The organism is Emergencia sp. 1XD21-10, assembly GCF_009936045.1.
Classification (GTDB): domain Bacteria; phylum Bacillota; class Clostridia; order Peptostreptococcales; family Anaerovoracaceae; genus Senimuribacter; species Senimuribacter intestinalis.
Genome location: NZ_QWEQ01000018.1, coordinates 70,680 through 88,447 on the forward strand (window position 1 = coordinate 70,680; position 17,768 = coordinate 88,447).

Below are 17,768 nucleotides of genomic sequence, written 5' to 3' on the forward strand. Positions count from 1 at the left end.
TCCGCAATTCGTTCTGTGTTTTTTCCTGCGGTATCAACATATGGGCGTTATATATTAGGAAAACAAGCAAACGGAATTGTTTTAGGTTAGGGGGTCAGCCTGCGGCCCCCGTAACCATAGGGGAATTGAGCTCGATATATTCTGCTATACGGCGGAACTCATCAGCGTATTTGAATTTCACGCTGATATTGCCGCCCTCGTAAACCTTAATGTGGTCGATCAGCTCGCCTAAAATTTCCCGTGTCAGCTTATCAATGTTCCGGTATTTGAGAAATGCGGTAAGGCATGGGCTTTCCGCATCCACACCATTTTCCAGTTGCTCCTGCTCCGCCGTCAGCGTTTGCATAATGCGTGTGAGGGCCTCAAACTGCTGTTCATAGTCCTCGCTCATGTGCCGGTAATCGTTGCGGGTAATTTCCCCGTCTTTCCAGTCTTGATAAAGGGCCTGCTTGTATCGCATGATTTTAGCAAGCTCTTTTTCTTTTGCGGCAATGGTATCTTCCAGCCGCTTTGACTTGCTCTTTTTCAGAGGTGCGGAGTTGATACGGGCAACAAACTCGGAATAAGTAAGTGCCAGATGCACCTGTTGCTGGATCGCAAACAGCACTCCAGCCTCAAGTCGGTCACTTTTAATCGAGTGCATAGTGCAAGCCTTTTTTGACAGGCTTTTATAAGTCCCGCATTGATAATATACATAAATCCCTTTGGATGCGATCCGGGACATCGCCCGGCCACAGTCGGCACATTTCAGAAAACCACTGAACAGGTAAAGCTGTTTAGCTTTTGGAGCGGTGCGGGTATCCCGTTTGAGCAGGCTCTGCACCTTTGCAAAGGTTTCCCGGTCTATAATGGCCTCATGGGTATTCTCCACGATAAACCATTCTTCCTCCGGCACCTTTTCTTGAATGTGGATTTTATAGCTTTTCACCCGCTGGCGGCCTTGTACCATATCCCCCACATAAACACGATTTTTTAAGATTGTGTCTATGGTGATTGTACTCCACATAGGATTGCCCTGGGCGTTGGGGGCGTTGTACTTGAGCCCCTGCTGTTGCTTATAGGCTGTGGGACAAAGTGTCCCGTGGTCGTTCAAGTAATAGGTGATCCCCCGTTTGTTCATACCGGACAGAAACAACGCAAAAATGCTTTTTACCACTTCGGCGGCCTCGGGATCAACCAACAAGGCGTGTTTGTCATTCGGGTCTTTCACATAGCCATAGGGGGCATACGAACCGATAAACTCACCGTTGCGGCGTTTCATATCAAATACCTGCCGGATTTTCTTTGAGGTCTGATAGCAGTATTGATCGTTCATTACATTCGTGATCGGCACGATAATGTTTGATACGCTGTCCGGGTTGCGGTAGCTGTCCACACCCTCCGCCAAGCTGATAAACCGTACATTCAGCCGGACAAACAGATTTTCAATCAAGTTCCCGGCATCGGTATAGTTACGGGAGAGGCGGGACAGGTCTTTGACAATCACGCAGTTGATCCTGCCGCTATACACATCGGCCAGGAGCCGCTGGAAATCTTCACGGTCAGTATCCGTCCCGGTTTTGCCGTCATCCACATATACATCCTGCTCGGTTCCGTCATAGAACTCGTCCAGATGGGTCTGGTGGTATTGCTCCAAAAGCCGCCTCTGGTTGATAACGCTGTTGCTTTCGTCCCGGCCACGGAGTAAATCTTCTTTGGAGAGCCGGATATATTTACCCAGCCTCCAGCGCATCGCATTGTATGAAGTAGGGGCACTGGCGCTTATTGTCCCCCGGTTTGCTGTTCTTGCCATTTGTCCTCCTTCCCTATCACATTACATCTATATTATACCTCTGCTGGGGAGGGACAACAAGGATGCCTTTGTATGGGACACTTTGTCTCGAAGTTGCAGAGGGGCCGAAGTCGAAGTTACAGCCCGCTTTTCTGCCGGAGAAAAAATGCGGTGAGCAGTTCCTGGAGGGAGGGCCCCTCGTCCGCAAACTCCAGCTTAATCACCATATCGCCCAAACGGAAACAATACGGATTTTTGAAATGCTCCAACATCCGCTGGGCCCGGGTTTCCTTGGGGAGCATCGGATCGAAAGTAAAACCGCTTGCGTCTGCAAGGGTTTCCTTATCTACTGCGCCGATGTCAACGCTTTTCATTTGTTCAATTTCCTGTGCAGTTAATCTCACGGTAAAACCTCCTCTTCCAAAACAGGGTTAAATCGCCTCCCGCTCATAGTGGGGAAACGCAAGAGGGCAGCACCCAAAAGGTGCCGCCCTCTTGCCTCGCTCCACCTCGGGACATTTTGTCTCGAAGTCAATAGGAGCTTTTCTGATAATGGGCCTCGGCCTCATCCAGAGATACAAAGTCGAACAGCTCATAGAGCTCGGCCATGATACGGCGGATGTCCTGGTCGGCAAAGCCGCAGTTTTCCATCGCCATAATGACATAGCCACGGCAAGCGCCGTTGCTCCACGGTTCAGATAACAGGGCCGCCAATTCTGCGGGATCGTAACTCATAGACTGTACCTCGCTTTCCTAAAATTGAGGGAACGCCGCCCTCATTTTCTTGACCCGTCCAAAGACAGCTTTATTCGGAGCGGCGCTCCCACACAGACAAGAGGGCGGCCCGGAGGGACAGGCGGCCAGCCTGTCCTGCGGCGGATCGTGGCCCTGGGGTTGGCCCGCCCCATTTGCGGCGCTGGTGTTGTTCGCTCGTTCCTCTGTGGAGAAAGTCACAGCGCACCCGCCGCCCGGCTCCCCGTATGTTGCTCGGGGCCGCTCCTGTTGTTCTGCAGAGAAAGATAACCTCCTCTCATAAACCGAGACATTTTTTCATCATTTCCAAGTGGGCAAAATGAAAAAATTAAAAAGTTTTTTTCATGCGCTCAAGGCCCCGCTTGATGGACTGCCGGACAGACTCCTCATGTACGCCTTCGGCCTCGGCAATTTCCTTGATGCTCTTTCCAAGAATGATATGGGCGTCGATCCTCCGGCCCTGGATTTCCGGCAGAGAATTGAGGGCGTTCCACAGACGGCAGAACAGCTCCATCCGCTCCAAGAGCTCCTGGGGCGTGGGCTCATGCAGGCAGGCGGAATATTCAATCCCGTCCTCACAATCCAGAGAATACTGCGCCTTGTGCCGGGAAAGCCGCCGCTGGTAAGCCATTTCGTGACGGGCATCGGCCAGAAATACCCCGGCCACCTCGTCAGAAACCTCGATAAACTGATCCTGCGTGTACCAATAATAAAAATCTTTCAGATTGAATGTAGTCATAATTAAACCTCCGTTTCGGTGTTGGGTGGATGAGTGACCGAAACGGGGGCGGTGGGGAGCGGCATCCCGGGGAGCTACACCGCACCTTGGGACACTTTGTCTCGAAGTGCGGATAACAAAAAACGCCCGCATGACACAGAGCCATGCAGACGCACGAAGTTATATATTCGATTATATACTGTCTATTTTCACATCCATAGCCGGACTGCTCCGGGGGAGGGGCTACGCTTTTTTTAACTGATGGAGTTCACGGGGGCTACAAAATATGAAAATGGACACAGCGATACCTCTTTGGCACCGCCGTGTCCTTGAAAAAGGGCAACTTTAACACACCCTCCGTATTTCTATTTTTGAAAAAGAAAACGGCGGCTTGAATTTATATTTTTCAAACCGCCGTGAAACCGTTGCTGTCAAACAGCGGCCTTTGTATGAAGTGCAGTCTTGTCTTTATGCAAAGTTGTTTCCATCAATAATGGAGACTACTTATTGCTTTCTAACTGGCTAAATATCTTTTTGGAGTACAAGGAAATCAAAAACGCTGCAACTGCGGCACCTATTAAAACTATCCATGTGTGCATAGCAAAAATATCAAACAAAACTCCATAAATCGCTTGACCTATCGGTTGGCCGCACATCGCAATAGAGATCAGCGCCGCCATAATCTTTCCTACTAATTGTGGTGGAGTTTGTGTCTGCACCATCGTATAAATCTGTACCATAAAGAGCGTAGACGCCCCCATCGCCGCAAAGCTCATTAAAGTTATTGCCCAATACGATACAATAGTGGGCATATTCAAGAAAAGAGAAATTCCCATAACTGCCACAGCCACAGAACAAGCCAAAAGTAGCACATACGAATTTTGAAGTTTCAGTTTTTCAGATACAATGGCCGTTAAAATTCCACCACACAAACCGCCTAAAGCCAGAGAGCCTTGTGTAAAGCCATACATGGTATCAGACATTCCCAATACCTGCGTTATTAGAATAGGTATTCCCACAATCATTACCGCACTCAAAACCAAGTTGAAGATAGATACCAGAAAGACCACCGAGAAGAAAATAGGCTTTTCTGTTTTTACAAACTGATAGCTTTCTTTTAAGTCCATTCCTATTACATGAAATACGCCAACTTCACGAAACCGCTTTTCATGTGGGATACGAATGAAAATCTCCATAACGGCGGAGAGTGTAAAACACGCCGCACTCAAAAGCAGAATCGGGTAAATCCCCCAAAGGGTAAACATCACACCGCCGATCACCGGCCCCAGCAGGCCGGAAAGCGTATTGACCTGGTTAATAACGGCATTTCCCGCCATTAACTTTTCTCTCGATACCAATAAGGGGACGCTCGCTTGCACTGACGGCTGGTAAGTACCAGAAATGCCATACAGTAACATCAGTACGATAATAAACAATGGGACTGTTGGCAGTTTGCCAAGAGAAAAGTAGAACAGAATGATAATTGCCGCTGTTGAAAAATCAAGTCCTACCATGATATTGCGTTTGTTCACTCGGTCAGCTAATACACCACCAACCATAGAGAGAACAACCATCGGAGCAAAGGAACAGGCTGTCACAGCGCCAAACAGAGTTGAAGAACCTGTTTCCCGCAACAAATACAGTGGCAAGGCAAATCGCAAGATGGCGTTGCCGAACAGGGAAATAATCTGGCCGATCACAACAAGAGTAAAATCACGCCTAAAAAGTTTTGTTTGCATAAAGTACCTCCATTGATTGATTTATTAAACCGACCGTCGGTTTGATAAATGTCCAAAATAAACTGCTCTTTTAGGGAGCAGCTTATTTTAGGAAGTTAGGCCGGGTGCTGAGACTTGCAGTAGCTAACATAGCCCTCTATCATTTCATCGTCCAAAAGCTGGTTAATACCAACGCCTTGTAACAGGTCATTGAATGTTTTGCACCGATTACGCACCCCCGTTTCGTCAGTCATGCTAACCAGCGGATTGAGCCATACATTAGACAAAACCATGATTGCCTCTGCCAGTTCACGGGGAGTTGTCGCTTGAATGGAGCCATCGTCAATCCCCTGCTGTAAGATCGGTTGAATAAACTTTGGAGCAACAATTTGGTAGAGCTGAGCAATTTGCATCGCTAAAAAGCGTGGATTATCCAATAAGCATGGTGTAACTGTCAACATTAAGCTCTGATTAGAATTAAACAAAGCGGCCTTAAAAATTGCCCGCAGTTTTTCCAGCCCATTCAAGGAATTATTATCCCGCACTTTTGCCAAAGCGGTTGTGTTTTCTTCACCTATACGATGAAAGATCGCTTCAAAAATTTCCTCTTTGGACGAAAAATGATGATAGATTGCACCTTTTGAAAGATTTGTTTCGTTGATGATGTCCTGCAAGGATGTTGCGTCATACCCTTTTTCGACAAACAGATGGGTGGCAACATCCAAAATCAGCTTTACGGTTTCCTCCGGATATTTGTTTCTTGCCATCCCGCACCTCCATACAAACCAACGGTCTGTATAAAATATAGCAGAGAAATTTCCTTTTGTCAACCCTCATGTGCATTATCCTCTATGCAGACATGAAATTAAACAGTCGGTAGTATGAAAATATAAATCGTTCAAATAATATCACATGAAATGTAAAATTACATTAGGTGATATTATGAAGTTAGAGCAAGACAAACGGCGATTTGATTTTCACGATATAGGACGGGCCATCAAGCGGGCTCGGGAGGCCAGCGGGATGACACAGGAGCAACTGGCCTATATTGTTGACCGCTCTCCACGCACGATCATGTATAACGAAAATGACGGCCAGCACCCAAGCCTTAATACTTTTTATCAACTGGTCACAATGTTTGACATATCAGTAGATCAGTATTTTTACCCATCCAAGAACGGCGGGAGCGAATGCAGAAAACGCATTGACGCCATGCTGGGCTCTCTGGACGAAAGAGAATTGAAAATTGTAGAGGCCACCATCCAAGCGATGAAAGCCGCCAAGGAAACGGAGGATGCGTAAGAAAGCGTGACCTCCGTTTTTGCGCCATGTAGCGGGATCGCACGAAACGGCAAGCAGGGCAGGTGTGGCCACACCTGCTATTTTTGCCGGGCCGCTGGCCCCGCAAAAATGCTTGTTGGGGAGCTCCCCAAACCCGCTGGACTTCGGGACAAAGTGTCCCAAAGTCCCGGCGCTATGCGCCTGTTGTCTGCGGCCTGTCGCTATCGCTCCTGGGCCTTATTTTCCCGCCCGTCCGTTACGCCGAGCAGGTGATCAATATTCGCCTTGACCGCCACGGCCTGCCGCATATCCGCCTGGGCCTTGCGGTACTCGGCATAGAGGGCTTTTTTCTTCCCCGCCAGCTCCTGGCGGGCCTTTTTCATATCCGCCATTTTCGGGAGTTTCTCCCCGGCCAAAAGCTCGTTGAGCGCCGCCTTTGCCGTCCGGTAGTCGGAAAGCTCCGCCTCGTGCTGGGCCAGATATTTTTTACTGTACCGGGCCGCCTTGTAGCCATCGAACACGGGCCGGGTCTTGGCATACTCCACTGTAGCCGCCATGAGCCCGGCTGTCTTTTCGAGGGCCGCCTCCGTTTCCCGCAGTTCCCCGGAGAGAGCATGAAAACGCTCCACCGCCGCCTCGGTGCTGGCCGCCATCGTTTCATAGTCCATAAGGTCATGCTCCCGCAGATACTGGAGGGCGGCGGCCATCTGTTTGAGGTTGTAAACCTTGGCCCACCGTTCATAGGCCGGGCCCTTGCCCTGGGCCATGCGCCGTTGAATATCTATGATCAGATTGACACGCCGGGCCGGAGCCGGGGCCTCGTCTGCCAGTACCGGGATGGGCCGCTCCCCGGCGATCACCGCCCGGATGTCTCCGGGATCAAAACCGTCCCCGAGGGTGGAGGAACGCAGGCGGGTGGGCTTATCCTGGCCGGGAGCAAGAAAGGAAATCACGCCGCCCCGCCCATGCTTTACCGCAAAGCCGGACTCTTCCATAAGCCGGAGGAACGCCGCAAAGTCGGCGGGCTTTTGCTCCAGAGCCGCAACGATGGCCTGCCGTACCCTCTGCTGTGCGGACGGGGGCCGCTCCCCGATCCACTGGCCGTAATGCAAGAAACGGCCCTTGCTATGGAGCTTTGGATGCTGGATCACGGACAGGTCATTTTCCAGACATACCCGATCAGAGAGCCGCCGCAGAGCCCCCGCCGACCTCCAGAAGTCCCGGAATTTCCGAGTATAGTCCAGCGAGATCGGATTGTAATAAATGTGGTTGTGGATATGTTTTTTATCCGTATGAGTGGCAACGAAAAAGGCGTGTCTGCCCTTTGTCCAGCGCATGGCTGTTTCATAGCCTACCCGGTTGGCCTCCTCCGGGGTAATCTCCCCAGGGGCAAAGGACTGACGGATCTGATAGCAGAGCACATCAGCCTCCCGCTTTTGTTCCCGGCCCGTGACAGCCTTATACTTTGCCTTGGAGAGCAGGAACTCGGCATCGGCGGTCTGGTGATCGCACTCATAGGCGGAAATGAGCTCCCCGCCCTGGGTTTTCTCCGGGTTCTTCCCATAGTCCAAACGGTCTTTCAGAGACTGCCCAATGGTTTCCCCCTTGCTGATATGGTGGGTAATGAGTCTGGTGGTTGCCGTAAATATCCCTCCTCTCCATAAACGATTTTCGCCACCTCGGGACACTTTGTCCCGAAGTCGAGAAAACCGGGGAGCGGCATATACCACTCCCCGGAGAGATTAGAGCTCCACCACGGCGGCGAGCTTTTTTAGCAGATCGGACAGCGGCCCCCACAGGGCCTCATAGTCCTTTTTCAAAGCGGCGATTTCCTCGGGATAAATCCCGCCGTAGGTGTTGGCCTGGATTGCCACTTGATTGAGATTGTTTGAGCACCGCCGCTGGAGCGATACCAGTTCCCGGACGGGCGAGAGGTCAACATGGAGCACATACCCGTTGAGGGCCATTTTCCGCATATAGGCCCCCATATTGCGGATGCCCGCCTCGTCCATGCGTTCTTGAATGAGAGCCTGCTCCTCCTCGGATACCATCACATGGAGATGGACAGGGCGGCGGCGCTTTTTCATCGTTCCTCCCGATCCCGTCCACGGCGGGGGCTGGGCGACTCCAGCACCTTATCCAGAGCTTTTTCCTTTGCCAGCGTTCCAGCCTCCCGCATCTGCTGGGCAATCGGGCGGGGTCTGTCGGGATTGCCGGGGGCTGGGCGCAGTTCATAATCCGCCGCCTGTTTTTCCGTCAAAGGCCGGGTGTAGGTCAGATGCCCCCAGGCCGGAAATGCGCCGCCCTCCACAGGGATGCGCTGATCGTAGTTGACGATCTCATCCGGGGCATTGTGGGACGGCTTGGGGAATGTCCCGATGTCCACAGGCCGCTGGGTGGAATAATACTTGTAAAGGCCGGGGGCCTCGGTCTGCACGATCTCCACATGGTAAAGCCGCTGGTAGTCCTGCACCCGGGCCGAAAAGTCCTTTTCCATAGCGGCCAGGTTGTTACCGTAATGCCCCCATTCATACTGCCGCTGGCCGTCCTTATCATCGTAACAGGCCCATGTGACATAGGGGGATGGGGCCGTGGGATGATGCCCCAGCGCAAAGCCCCTGCCGTTTTCCAGCATTACAGCCTTCAAAATGGAATAGCCTTGATTTTTGTCCATAGTAACTCCTTCCAGAAAGCCGGGACTTCGGGACACTTTGTCCCAAAGTCCCGGCGGATAAATGTTGACAGCATTTCGGCCCTTTGGGGGCGGGACATAGAATCCTATTGCCCGCCCCCAAAACGGCCTGTAAAAGCCTTGTTACAAGCGGGTTTTCGGGGGCCTAATTGTCAACAGTCCGGCCCCGTTTTTTCCGCATATATTCCCGCTGTTGGCGGCGGTGGGCTTTTAAGGCGCACGCCTCCGAGCAGTACGCCTGCCGCCTGTCCGGGGCCACGGCTCCGCCGCATACCGGGCAGAGCTTGAAATCCGGCCTGGGGCCCTCGGTCAAAAGGGCCGCCTCCAACGCCGGGTCAAGGGGCAGGACGGCCTCCCGGAAATAGCGGCAAAAGCTCCCCGTCCAGCATTTTCCGAACATATAGCACTCACACTCCAGCGGCAGGCATCCATATTCCCGGTCATAGTTGGCGCACCATTTCACCACAAGGGAGCGGATGGCCGCCTTTTCCTGCCGGGTCAGCTCACGACCCACTGCCTTACCTCCCGCCAGCCGGAGACTTCAAAAGCTCCTTATAGCAGGACACACACCGGATGCCCCGCCAGTAGGCACAGCCACAGCAGGCGGAGCCTTTGGGCGGCCTGCTCACGGCAGGAGCCTGCGGCCGGGGGCGTTCCTTCATCATTCGTTCTAAGGGGCTGTTTGTAAAATTCATTCCTCGTCCTCCATTTCCTCGGGTTCGTCCTCGTCCCAGGGCGGCATATCGTCCCCAACCTCATAGTCCTCCAGCTCGTCCCCGTAGTCCTCCCCGGGCCCGGCGGCCTTTTCCTGTTTGGGGCGGTAAATCTTAAAGTACCAGCCGGCCCCGCCTCCGATTACCGCAAGGGCCAGAATGATAAGGAGCGTCCCGGCGTTGCCCTTTTTCTCCGGCTCGGGCTCTGGCTCCTCCACCGGGTCAGCGACGGGCTCCGGCTCCGCCCCCACGCATTTCCCCATATTCACAGAACAAACCGGGCAGTCGGTATTGACAGCCCCCGCCGCACATTTCTCAGCGCAGGAGCAGACCGCCGCCTCCGCCCCCGCTGCCTCGGCAGCGGCCAGCAGGTCGGCCTCGTCCACCATGTTCAAAAAGTAGGTTTCATACTGCTCGCCTTCCTCGTCCACGGGCTTGTCATAGTCGATGACGAGATAAAAGGTAGTCCCGCCCCTGGCCTGGACGGTAATAAACTGCTTATTGGTGTGCTCGTCATAAAGGAGATCACGGGTCACAAGGTTTCCCTCCTCGGAAAACCCCTCGCCCGGCGTGACCGTGGGCTCGGCAGGCTCCTCCGTGACGGCGGGCTCCTCCGGGTCAAGCCCCTCCCATTCCTCGCCGCCCCCGGCATAGGCCGTTGTGCTCAATCCGCATAAAAGAACAGCGGCGCAAAACGCCGCTGTCAAAACTTGAACTCGTTTCATAGATTAGTTTTCCTCCTTTTTCTCGGGCTCCGACTTCGGGACACTTTGTCCCAAAGCGCCGCCTTTCAGCTTTTCAAACAGGAGCGGGAGCTGGTCAAGGGGGATGCTCATGCCCCGCACGATGTCCACGATCTCGCTGTTTTCCGCTTCCAGTTTCTTTTGTTCCAGCTCCTTGAGCCGGGCCTGCTGTTCACTGATTTTGGCCTTGACCTTATCAATCTCGGCCTGGATTTTCATGCTTTTCGCTGTTGCCATAAATACCTCCAATCATGGTAAACGCCCGTAGGCGTAGAAATGAGACTGCCAGTAGCTTGTATTCAAATTTGCGTAGCCGATGGGATCTCCACAGTGGAGCATCCGCCCATCCCCCACATAAATCCCCACATGGCTCACGCCCGGGGTATTGTAGGTGCCCTTAAAAAATACAAGGTCGCCGGGCCTGGGGGAGCCCACCGGGGTACAGATGTTGTAAAGCCCCTGTGCCCCCAGACGGCCCACATTCCAGCCCGAATGGTTGATAACCCAGGACACAAAGCCGGAGCAGTCAAAGGAAGTGGCCGGGCTGGAGCCGCCCCACACATAAGGGTAGCCGATGTATTTCTCGGCCTCGGTCAGTATGGCGGCAAAGGTTTCATCGTCCAGATATTCCGGGGGCACCTCATAGCCGCCACCAGGCTGGCCCGTGATGTATCTGTTTACATAGGGCGAGTCGGGGAACAGGTCGGGGCGGTTGCCAAGGGTAGACATATAGATGGCGTACCGGGATAGCTGATCCTCGCCCATAAGGGAAACGGGCAGATGGGATAAATCCGCATTTTCCAGCGTGACATAGCAGATGTAATAATTGTAGGGAACCTCCACATCGTAATCGTTGCCTTCTCTGTCGGTGCGGGTTTCCGTCCGGTAGCGCACCTCCACCACCACTTCCTCGGTGAGAATGTACTGGCGGTCAAAGAGCGTTTGCAGAGTGCCCTCCACCTGGGGGAGCGTCCACTGGCCCTCATGGAGCGAACACAAAATAGAAAGCAGTACATAGGGATCATGCTCGATCCCGTCCAGGTCGAAGTGGTACTCGTCATAATCGTGGGTGGCCTCGTAGGTATCAAGATAGCGCCCCAGCTCCGCCTCCAAACCGCAGTAGGAGGCCTCAGCCCCCAGCATATCCCCATCCTCGCAAGGGTAGGTGCTGGCCCCGACAGCCCCGGCCCCGGCGTTCCCCAGCATTACCAGCGAGGACGAGCAGGACTGCATCATAAAAATAAGCAGAACGCAGACAAGAGCGATCAGGGAGCCAACGGGATGGCGTTTCACAAAGCCCGCCGCCTTTGCCGCCAGCTTTTCCGTGGCGGCGGCAGTTTTCCCGGCGGCCTTTGTACCATGCCTGGCGGCCTCTCTTGCCCGCTTTTGGTATTGCTTTCTCAGCCGCTGTTTCTGCCAGTAGCGTTTGAGGGCGCTTTTCGCAAGCTCCGGGTGCTCCTGAGCGGCGGTGTGGAAATGATAGTCCGCCTTGGCCTTGATAAACTTCGCCTCGGCCCGGCTCACCGCTTTTGCCGGGTGCTCCCGGATTTTGCGCTTTACAAACCGGGAGCCATACCGCAGGCCGGACTCGCCCACAAGCTCGGAGCGGTGGGCCCCCTCGGTGCCTACATTTTCCTGCTCCACCTCAAAAATCTTGCCATGCACAAAGCCGTGGACGGAGCCCCCGGCCACACGGCCCGCCCGTTTCACCGGGCCGGGCTTTTTGGGCGGTTTCTGTTTTGCCAGCTTTTCCCTGGCGGCCCCCAGCTTTTCCCCTTGTTTTTCCATGCGGAGCTTGCTGGCGGCGGCCTGTTCCTGCTGGCTTTTCTGTCTGAATTTGGACTTGGGAGACTTTGGGACACTTTGTCCCGAAGTTCCCTCAGCCGTTGCCCCGGACTGCTTTTCAGAGCCAGCCCCAAAAGCAGAGCCGCCCGAATCGGCGGCCCCGCCCCCGGGGTCAGTGGGGCCTGTCTGCGCCCAGGGCTCCGGGCGTGGTTTATTCGGTTTTCGTTTCATTTCTCATATCCTCCGGGCGGGTGGTCAGCAGGTTATAAATCTCCCCCTTGGGGAAACGGTCAACAAACGGGATGGTCACATTCCCATAAAACAGCAGGCCCTCGCCGGAATTAGAGTGGGTGATGTAGGAAAGCTGGTGCTCGGAAATGCCGAGCTGTCTGGCCAGAATTGCCCGGTCGCTCTGGGCCTGGGACAGCAGGATCATAAAATCCGTGTTGTCCAGAATGTTCTCGATCTCCCGGCTGGCCAAAAGGTCTTTCACATTCTGGGTTAAAGCACTCGGGACACAGCCCTTTTTGCGGAGCATCTTCCACACCGCCACAAAGTAGCTGGCGGTCAGCGGGTCACGGAGCAGGACATGGAACTCGTCAAAGTAGCACCAGGTTGCCACGCCCTCCCGGAAGTTAGTATCTACCGCCTGGGAGACAAACTCGTTTGTGATGTGCATGGCGATTTTGCGGAGATTTTCTCCCATGTTTTTCAGCACAACGCACACCACCCGGCTGTCCGTCTTTACATTCGTGGGGTGGTTAAAAAGGTTTAAGGAGCCTGTGCAGTAGAGCTCTAACGCCGTTGCCACACGCCGGGCCTCGGGCTCCGGCTGTTTTAGGAGCTCCTCATACAAATCCTGCAAAAGCGGGGTTTTCGTATTCCCAAGCCCCAGCGCCTGCTCCCGGTACACCAGCCGCACACAGCGGTCAACCACCGTTTTTTCAATGGGCTGTAAGCCCTCCTTGCCGCCCACCACCAACTCGCACAGGGAAAGAAGAAAGTCTGCTTTCATGGAAAGAGGGCTTTCCCCGGCGGCCATGTTGAGCTCCACATCCATCGGGTTTAAGTGGTGGGGGCTGTCCGGGGCAATTTCGATCACCTGCCCGCCCAGCCGTTTCACCAGCGGGGCATACTCGCCCATCGGGTCAACAATGATAATCCGATCCTGGGGAATGGTAAGAAAAACATTTAAGAGCTCCCTTTTTGCCGCAAAGGATTTCCCCGAGCCGGTGGAGCCCAGATACATCCCGTTGGCCGACTTCAATTTTTTCCGGTCAGCCATGATGACATTGTGGGAAAGGGCGTTCATGCCGTAGTAGAGGGCCTGCCCGTCCATCCGCAGTTCCCTTGTCATAAAGGGGATAAAGATCGCCGTGGAGCTGGTGGTCATGCCCCGCTTAATTTCCACCTCGTTCACGCCGAGGGCCAGCGAGGACACAAAGCCCTGTTCCTGCTGCCAGTCCAGCCGCTTTAAGGCGCAGTTGTATTTCTGGGCGATGCCGCCCACGGTAAACACATCGTTTTCCAGCCGCTGGCGGGTGGGGGCAAGGTTCACCACCGTAAAGGTCAAGAGGAACATCCTCTCGTTGCGGGACTGGAGGTCGGCAAGGAGATCGGCGGCGTCCTTGGAAAAGGTAATGAGGTCGGGCGGCAGAATGTCGGGGTCATATCCGGCCCGGACAGCTTTCCGCTGTTCCTCCACCTTCATTTTTCCAATGTCGGAGAGTTTTCCCTTAATGGTTTTAATGGCCTTGAGCTGATCTACCGTCTGGATATGGAGGGTCACGGTCATCTCCGCATCCAGCTCCAAAATCTCCGCCAGCAGTTTATCCGAAAGCTCGGACGCTAAAATCTGCAAGTAGGACACGGCCCCCCAATACTGGCCCACCCGGAATAAGCGGGACTGCCGAAAGTCAAAGCTGTCCGGGGCAATAAAATCCTTCGTGCCCAGTCCCGTCTGCGGGATGTCCTTCCACGAAAAGCGGAACGGCTCCCGGCTCCCCGGGTGCATCTGGCTGTGGAGCAAAGCCAGCCTTGCCCGCCCGTCCATCGGCTCCGAGGGAACGCCCAGCCGCTTAAAGTTCCCCATCACATCGGCCTCCACACGCTCCAGACGGGGCCGGGCCTCAGCGATCCCCTCGGCAGGTATGCCAAAGGTGATATATTTGGAGCGTTCAATGCCGTTGTTGGAACGGGCGATCTGGTTTTTTAACATCCCGGTAAATTCCTCCCGGACGCTGTTAAAATCATCGTCCGCCTGGGGGATGTTCACCTTGTAGCGGCCCCGGGAGTGGGAGCGGCGGTTGATAAAGGAAAGCTGGAACGGCAGAGAGCTGTCAAAATAGTTGAGGAATGAGCTCCAGCCGCTAAAGATCGCCGTCTGATCCTCGGTGCTTGCCACGGAATAATTGATGTCCTCATATTCCACGGTTTTCGTATAGAGCCCGCCGGGGAGCTTGCACACACCGTCCGGGTGCATAGAAATATAAGGGATAGACTGCTGGGCGGAGATGGCCGCCCGGCCCTTACCCTTTGCGGCTTTTCGCCCGCTTTTTTGTTTTGTTGTCTGCAATCGCATCCTCCTTTCTCACAGCGCCCCGCCCGGTAAAGGGGGCGTAAATGTTTTCTGTCTGGTAGGGCCTTATCCCGGGGCGGGTAAACCGGGCCCGGATGATGTTCTTCACCACCTTTTCAAAGGGGAGCCCGTCTTTTTCGTACATAGCCAGCAGGAACGCCGGGAGCATGATCACCAGCATGGCAAACATGGCCCCGGTGTTGCCGATGGAGCCACGGGCCAGAAGATAGGACGGGATGCCCACCGCCGCCGCAGAGCCGAAACAGACAAGCTGGCGTTTGGTGAGGTTAAAGGCAATTTTTGTTTTGATCTTCGATAAATCGTTGGGTACATTCACATAGGACACGAATGATCCTCCTTTCCAGCCCCGGCCACTTCGGGACACTTTGTCCCAAAGTCCGGGAGCGTGCTTGCGACTTCATTTCCCCACACATCCCAGCCGGGCGGTGTCTGCCTTGCGAACAGCTCCACACGGGGCAGGTCGCCCATGAGGGCAACAATCTTTTCCCGAGCCTCGTCCGGCTTTTTGCTGTGGGCCTCTATGGGGGAAATGATAAACTGATGGATATTCGCCGCCTGCCGTTTGGGATGGCCCCTGGTAGCCAGCAGGCAGATTTCTGCGTTCCCCCTTGTCCAAAAGCCCAGCCCATAAAACCAGCTATCCGCCTTTTTATTCTTTTTCAGCCAGACAAAGGCCACGCTTTTATAGGTAAAGCCCCACTCCTTAATGAGCCGCAGAGCCTCGGGGAGCTGGGGGAAAGTCGCCCACAAAAAAAGTGCGCTGTCCCGGGCGGCCAGATCTGCCACCGGGAGCGCGCACAGCTCGTCAATCGTCATTGTGGGGTAGTGCCGCTCCGCCGCACCTTGCAGGCCCTTTTGGGCGTACCGCCAGGGGGGATCGGCGTAAATGATAGAATAGTCTCCGATAGTTACACTCCTTTCTGCCCGGCCTTTACCGCCTCCCCCGCCAGCCGGATGCGCTCCGTGGCCGGGGCATAGAAAGCCGGGGCGGTTTCAAAGCAGACAAAGCGGCGGCCCGTGTTGACGGCGGCCACGGCGGTGGTGCCGGAGCCAGCGCAGATGTCGGCAACGATCTCCCCGGGCCGGGTATAAGTTTTGATGAGATACTCGCACAGCTCCACGGGTTTCTGCGTGGGGTGGACGGTGCGCTGTACGGAAGAAAAGGTCAAAAGGTTTCCGGGAAAGCGCAGGCCGTCCTCCGATCCACTGCTGGAACGCAGGAATTTTCCATAGTTGGGGCTGTTGCTCCCCTCACGGGAAATTTTCTTATAGGGCTTGCCCTGTTCAAACTGCGGATCGTAATAGGGGAGCCTTTGATAGAATACCAAAATATTCTCCGTCCGCTTTAGGGGGGCCCGCCTTGCGTTGAGAAAGCCGGTACACCGGCTCTTGTACCATACCCACTCATAGCGGAGCATGGAGAGGTTGGAGGCCCCCAGCACCTTGTCATAGGGGCATTGTGCGAAAAAAAGCACAGCCCCCTCCGGCTTGACCGCCCATCTCACCGCCTCCCAGAGCTCCGGGAGGGGGAGCGGCACATCCCAAAAATTCCGGGTGGTGCCGTAGGGCGGGTCGGTCAAAAGCATATCCACCGAGTACCGGGGGAGGGAGCGCAGGCCCTCGATGCCGTCCATAAGGAACAGCCCCTCCGGGCAGGCCGGGAGCTTTGGGACACTTTGTCCCGAGGTTTTCTCAGCGGTCATCCCGGGCCTCCTTTTTCTTTGCCGGGGCAGAGCGGGCGGCGTTTTCCTTTCCCGCCTCCTTTGCGGCCTGGGCCATCTGCTCCCTTATCGGGGCGGGCCGCACCGCCTCAGCTTTTGCAATTATATCGTTACTCAGTCCTGTTTCCTCCTTTCCAGGCATGGGGATGACAGCCCCGCCCTTATAGTCATAGCCTGCCGCATGGATTGCAGACAGGGTTTCCGCCGATACCTTTCCATTCAAAAGCAAATCGGTATCAGCCATAAACGCCAGCGTGTCCCGCTGGGTAAATTCCTCCGGGAGCTTGCCGTTCCATGTCCGGCGCATTTCCCCATCCGGGCCCGGTTTATACCGGGTGGGGGCCCGCCTTGGCATATCCCGCCTCCTTTCCGGCCTTGGGACAAAGTGTCCCGAAGTCCTGCTTAATGCGCCCCGAAAATGCGCTGGGCGATGCCGCCCGTCTTAAAGAGCATAAAGCATAAGAGAACCGTATAGCCAACGGTTCCCCAGATTGCCCCGATGGGGTCGCCGCTGGTGGCGATCCCCTGGACGAGCACTGCATAAATAGCGACACACACTAAAATGAGCATCCCTTGAAAGCCCACGGCGAACAGGGATTTTAAGTAGTTCTGCCCTGTGCCGCCAAGCTCTCTGTTGGCAAGAGTAGCCACGGGGAGGGGCGCTAAACTGGTCAGCAAATATATTTCAATCATTCTGCCATACACCAAAACAAAAATGATAATCCCCATGACCTGCATGGTCACGCCGATCAGCGAGGACTGGAGCCACAGGCCCAAAAGCGGGCCCAAGTCCATCCCCTCCAGCGTGGTTTCCAATGCGGCCAGCATATCCGGGGTAATGTCTGTAGAGCCCTGGATCAGCCCCGCCGCCCTGGAGATGGTACTCTGGGACACATCGAACACAGCCATCACAATGTTAAAAGTGTTGGAGAGAATGAGGATGGCACAAGCGGTTTTGAATACCCACTTGTAGATATTCGCCACATCAAACTCGTGCATATTGTTTTTTTCCAAAAGCATCTGTATCAGCTCATAGGTGGCAACAAAGGTCAGCACCAGCCCGGCAATCGGTAAAATCACCGTTTCGGAAAGCTGGCGGATGAGGGAGAAAACCCCGGCGTTCCATGCCGCCGGGGTCGTCCCTACCTGTACCGCAATCTCTCCGACTTTGGCATTGACGGTATCAAAGAGCCCCGAGAGGTTCCCCATAATTCCGTCAATCAGCAGCTCCTTCAGCCAGTCCGTGAGCCAGTCGGTGAGAAAATCCATAGGCC

General features: G+C 54.5%; 20 protein-coding genes. 1 reads left to right on the plus strand and 19 read right to left on the minus strand.

Going from position 1 to position 17,768, the window contains the following annotated elements; translation table 11 throughout:
- Positions 1–94 precede the first annotated feature (94 nt).
- The 6 genes from D1151_RS11730 to D1151_RS11755 all read right to left on the minus strand — a co-directional run bounded on the left by D1151_RS11730 (position 95) and on the right by D1151_RS11755 (position 5,727).
- Positions 95–1,792: a recombinase family protein gene (locus D1151_RS11730; RefSeq protein WP_161909009.1), complete on the minus strand. Its 1,698-nt coding sequence runs from the start codon at positions 1,790–1,792 to the stop codon at positions 95–97.
- Between the two features lie 116 nt (positions 1,793–1,908).
- Positions 1,909–2,175 carry a DUF6870 family protein gene (locus tag D1151_RS11735; protein ID WP_160228111.1) on the minus strand — a complete coding sequence of 89 codons (267 nt, stop codon included), beginning with the start codon at positions 2,173–2,175 and terminating at the stop codon, positions 1,909–1,911.
- A 127-nt stretch (positions 2,176–2,302) separates the two neighbouring features.
- Positions 2,303–2,506, minus strand: a complete 204-nt coding sequence (locus D1151_RS11740; RefSeq protein WP_161909010.1) for a hypothetical protein — start codon at positions 2,504–2,506, stop codon at positions 2,303–2,305.
- A gap of 346 nt (positions 2,507–2,852) precedes the next feature.
- A complete protein-coding gene (locus tag D1151_RS11745) occupies positions 2,853–3,263 on the minus strand; it encodes an RNA polymerase sigma factor (protein WP_161909011.1) in 411 nt (136 codons plus the stop codon).
- A gap of 479 nt (positions 3,264–3,742) precedes the next feature.
- Positions 3,743–4,981, minus strand: coding sequence for an MFS transporter (locus tag D1151_RS11750; protein WP_161909012.1), 1,239 nt, complete (start codon positions 4,979–4,981; stop codon positions 3,743–3,745).
- A 95-nt stretch (positions 4,982–5,076) separates the two neighbouring features.
- Positions 5,077–5,727, minus strand: a complete 651-nt coding sequence (locus D1151_RS11755) for a TetR/AcrR family transcriptional regulator (protein WP_161909013.1) — start codon at positions 5,725–5,727, stop codon at positions 5,077–5,079.
- Positions 5,728–5,902: 175 nt separating this feature from the next.
- On the opposite strand from D1151_RS11755, the gene D1151_RS11760 reads away from it, so the two are divergent.
- Entirely contained in the window at positions 5,903–6,262 is a 360-nt protein-coding gene (locus tag D1151_RS11760) for a helix-turn-helix domain-containing protein (protein WP_161909014.1), read from the plus strand.
- 200 nt (positions 6,263–6,462) lie between these two features.
- On the opposite strand, the gene D1151_RS11765 is transcribed toward D1151_RS11760, so the two are convergent.
- The 13 genes from D1151_RS11765 to D1151_RS11825 all read right to left on the minus strand — a co-directional run bounded on the left by D1151_RS11765 (position 6,463) and on the right by D1151_RS11825 (position 17,763).
- The gene (locus D1151_RS11765; protein WP_330588333.1) at positions 6,463–7,929 is read right to left on the minus strand and encodes a relaxase/mobilization nuclease domain-containing protein; all 1,467 of its coding nucleotides are present in this window, start codon (positions 7,927–7,929) and stop codon (positions 6,463–6,465) included.
- A 54-nt stretch (positions 7,930–7,983) separates the two neighbouring features.
- Positions 7,984–8,328, minus strand: a complete 345-nt coding sequence (gene mobC / locus D1151_RS11770; protein ID WP_161909015.1) for a plasmid mobilization relaxosome protein MobC — start codon at positions 8,326–8,328, stop codon at positions 7,984–7,986.
- Positions 8,325–8,915, minus strand: a complete 591-nt coding sequence (locus D1151_RS11775) for a hypothetical protein (RefSeq protein ID WP_161909016.1) — start codon at positions 8,913–8,915, stop codon at positions 8,325–8,327. Before D1151_RS11775 ends, mobC begins: the two co-directional genes overlap by 4 nt.
- A gap of 163 nt (positions 8,916–9,078) precedes the next feature.
- On the minus strand, positions 9,079–9,447 hold the full coding sequence (locus D1151_RS11780; RefSeq protein ID WP_161909017.1) for a cysteine-rich VLP domain-containing protein: 369 nt from the start codon (positions 9,445–9,447) through the stop codon (positions 9,079–9,081).
- Positions 9,448–9,624: 177 nt separating this feature from the next.
- A complete protein-coding gene (locus D1151_RS11785) occupies positions 9,625–10,371 on the minus strand; it encodes a DUF4366 domain-containing protein (protein WP_161909018.1) in 747 nt (248 codons plus the stop codon).
- Positions 10,372–10,374: 3 nt separating this feature from the next.
- Complete coding sequence (locus D1151_RS11790; protein ID WP_160228103.1) at positions 10,375–10,626, minus strand: DUF4315 family protein; 252 nt, start codon at positions 10,624–10,626, stop codon at positions 10,375–10,377.
- Between the two features lie 12 nt (positions 10,627–10,638).
- Positions 10,639–12,405: a C40 family peptidase gene (locus D1151_RS11795; protein ID WP_161909019.1), complete on the minus strand. Its 1,767-nt coding sequence runs from the start codon at positions 12,403–12,405 to the stop codon at positions 10,639–10,641.
- Positions 12,386–14,755: a VirB4-like conjugal transfer ATPase, CD1110 family gene (locus tag D1151_RS11800; RefSeq protein ID WP_202620425.1), complete on the minus strand. Its 2,370-nt coding sequence runs from the start codon at positions 14,753–14,755 to the stop codon at positions 12,386–12,388. The genes D1151_RS11795 and D1151_RS11800 overlap by 20 nt, the downstream gene beginning before the upstream one ends.
- The gene (locus D1151_RS11805; RefSeq protein WP_161909020.1) at positions 14,703–15,098 is read right to left on the minus strand and encodes a PrgI family protein; all 396 of its coding nucleotides are present in this window, start codon (positions 15,096–15,098) and stop codon (positions 14,703–14,705) included. Before D1151_RS11805 ends, D1151_RS11800 begins: the two co-directional genes overlap by 53 nt.
- The gene (locus D1151_RS11810) at positions 15,086–15,679 is read right to left on the minus strand and encodes an MT-A70 family methyltransferase (RefSeq protein ID WP_161909034.1); all 594 of its coding nucleotides are present in this window, start codon (positions 15,677–15,679) and stop codon (positions 15,086–15,088) included. Before D1151_RS11810 ends, D1151_RS11805 begins: the two co-directional genes overlap by 13 nt.
- Before the next feature lie 2 nt (positions 15,680–15,681).
- Positions 15,682–16,407, minus strand: coding sequence for a site-specific DNA-methyltransferase (locus D1151_RS11815; protein WP_330588335.1), 726 nt, complete (start codon positions 16,405–16,407; stop codon positions 15,682–15,684).
- 58 nt (positions 16,408–16,465) lie between these two features.
- Positions 16,466–16,849, minus strand: coding sequence for a hypothetical protein (locus tag D1151_RS11820; protein WP_161909022.1), 384 nt, complete (start codon positions 16,847–16,849; stop codon positions 16,466–16,468).
- A gap of 47 nt (positions 16,850–16,896) precedes the next feature.
- Positions 16,897–17,763: a VirB6/TrbL-like conjugal transfer protein, CD1112 family gene (locus D1151_RS11825; protein ID WP_161909023.1), complete on the minus strand. Its 867-nt coding sequence runs from the start codon at positions 17,761–17,763 to the stop codon at positions 16,897–16,899.
- Between the last annotated feature and the right edge of the window lie 5 nt (positions 17,764–17,768).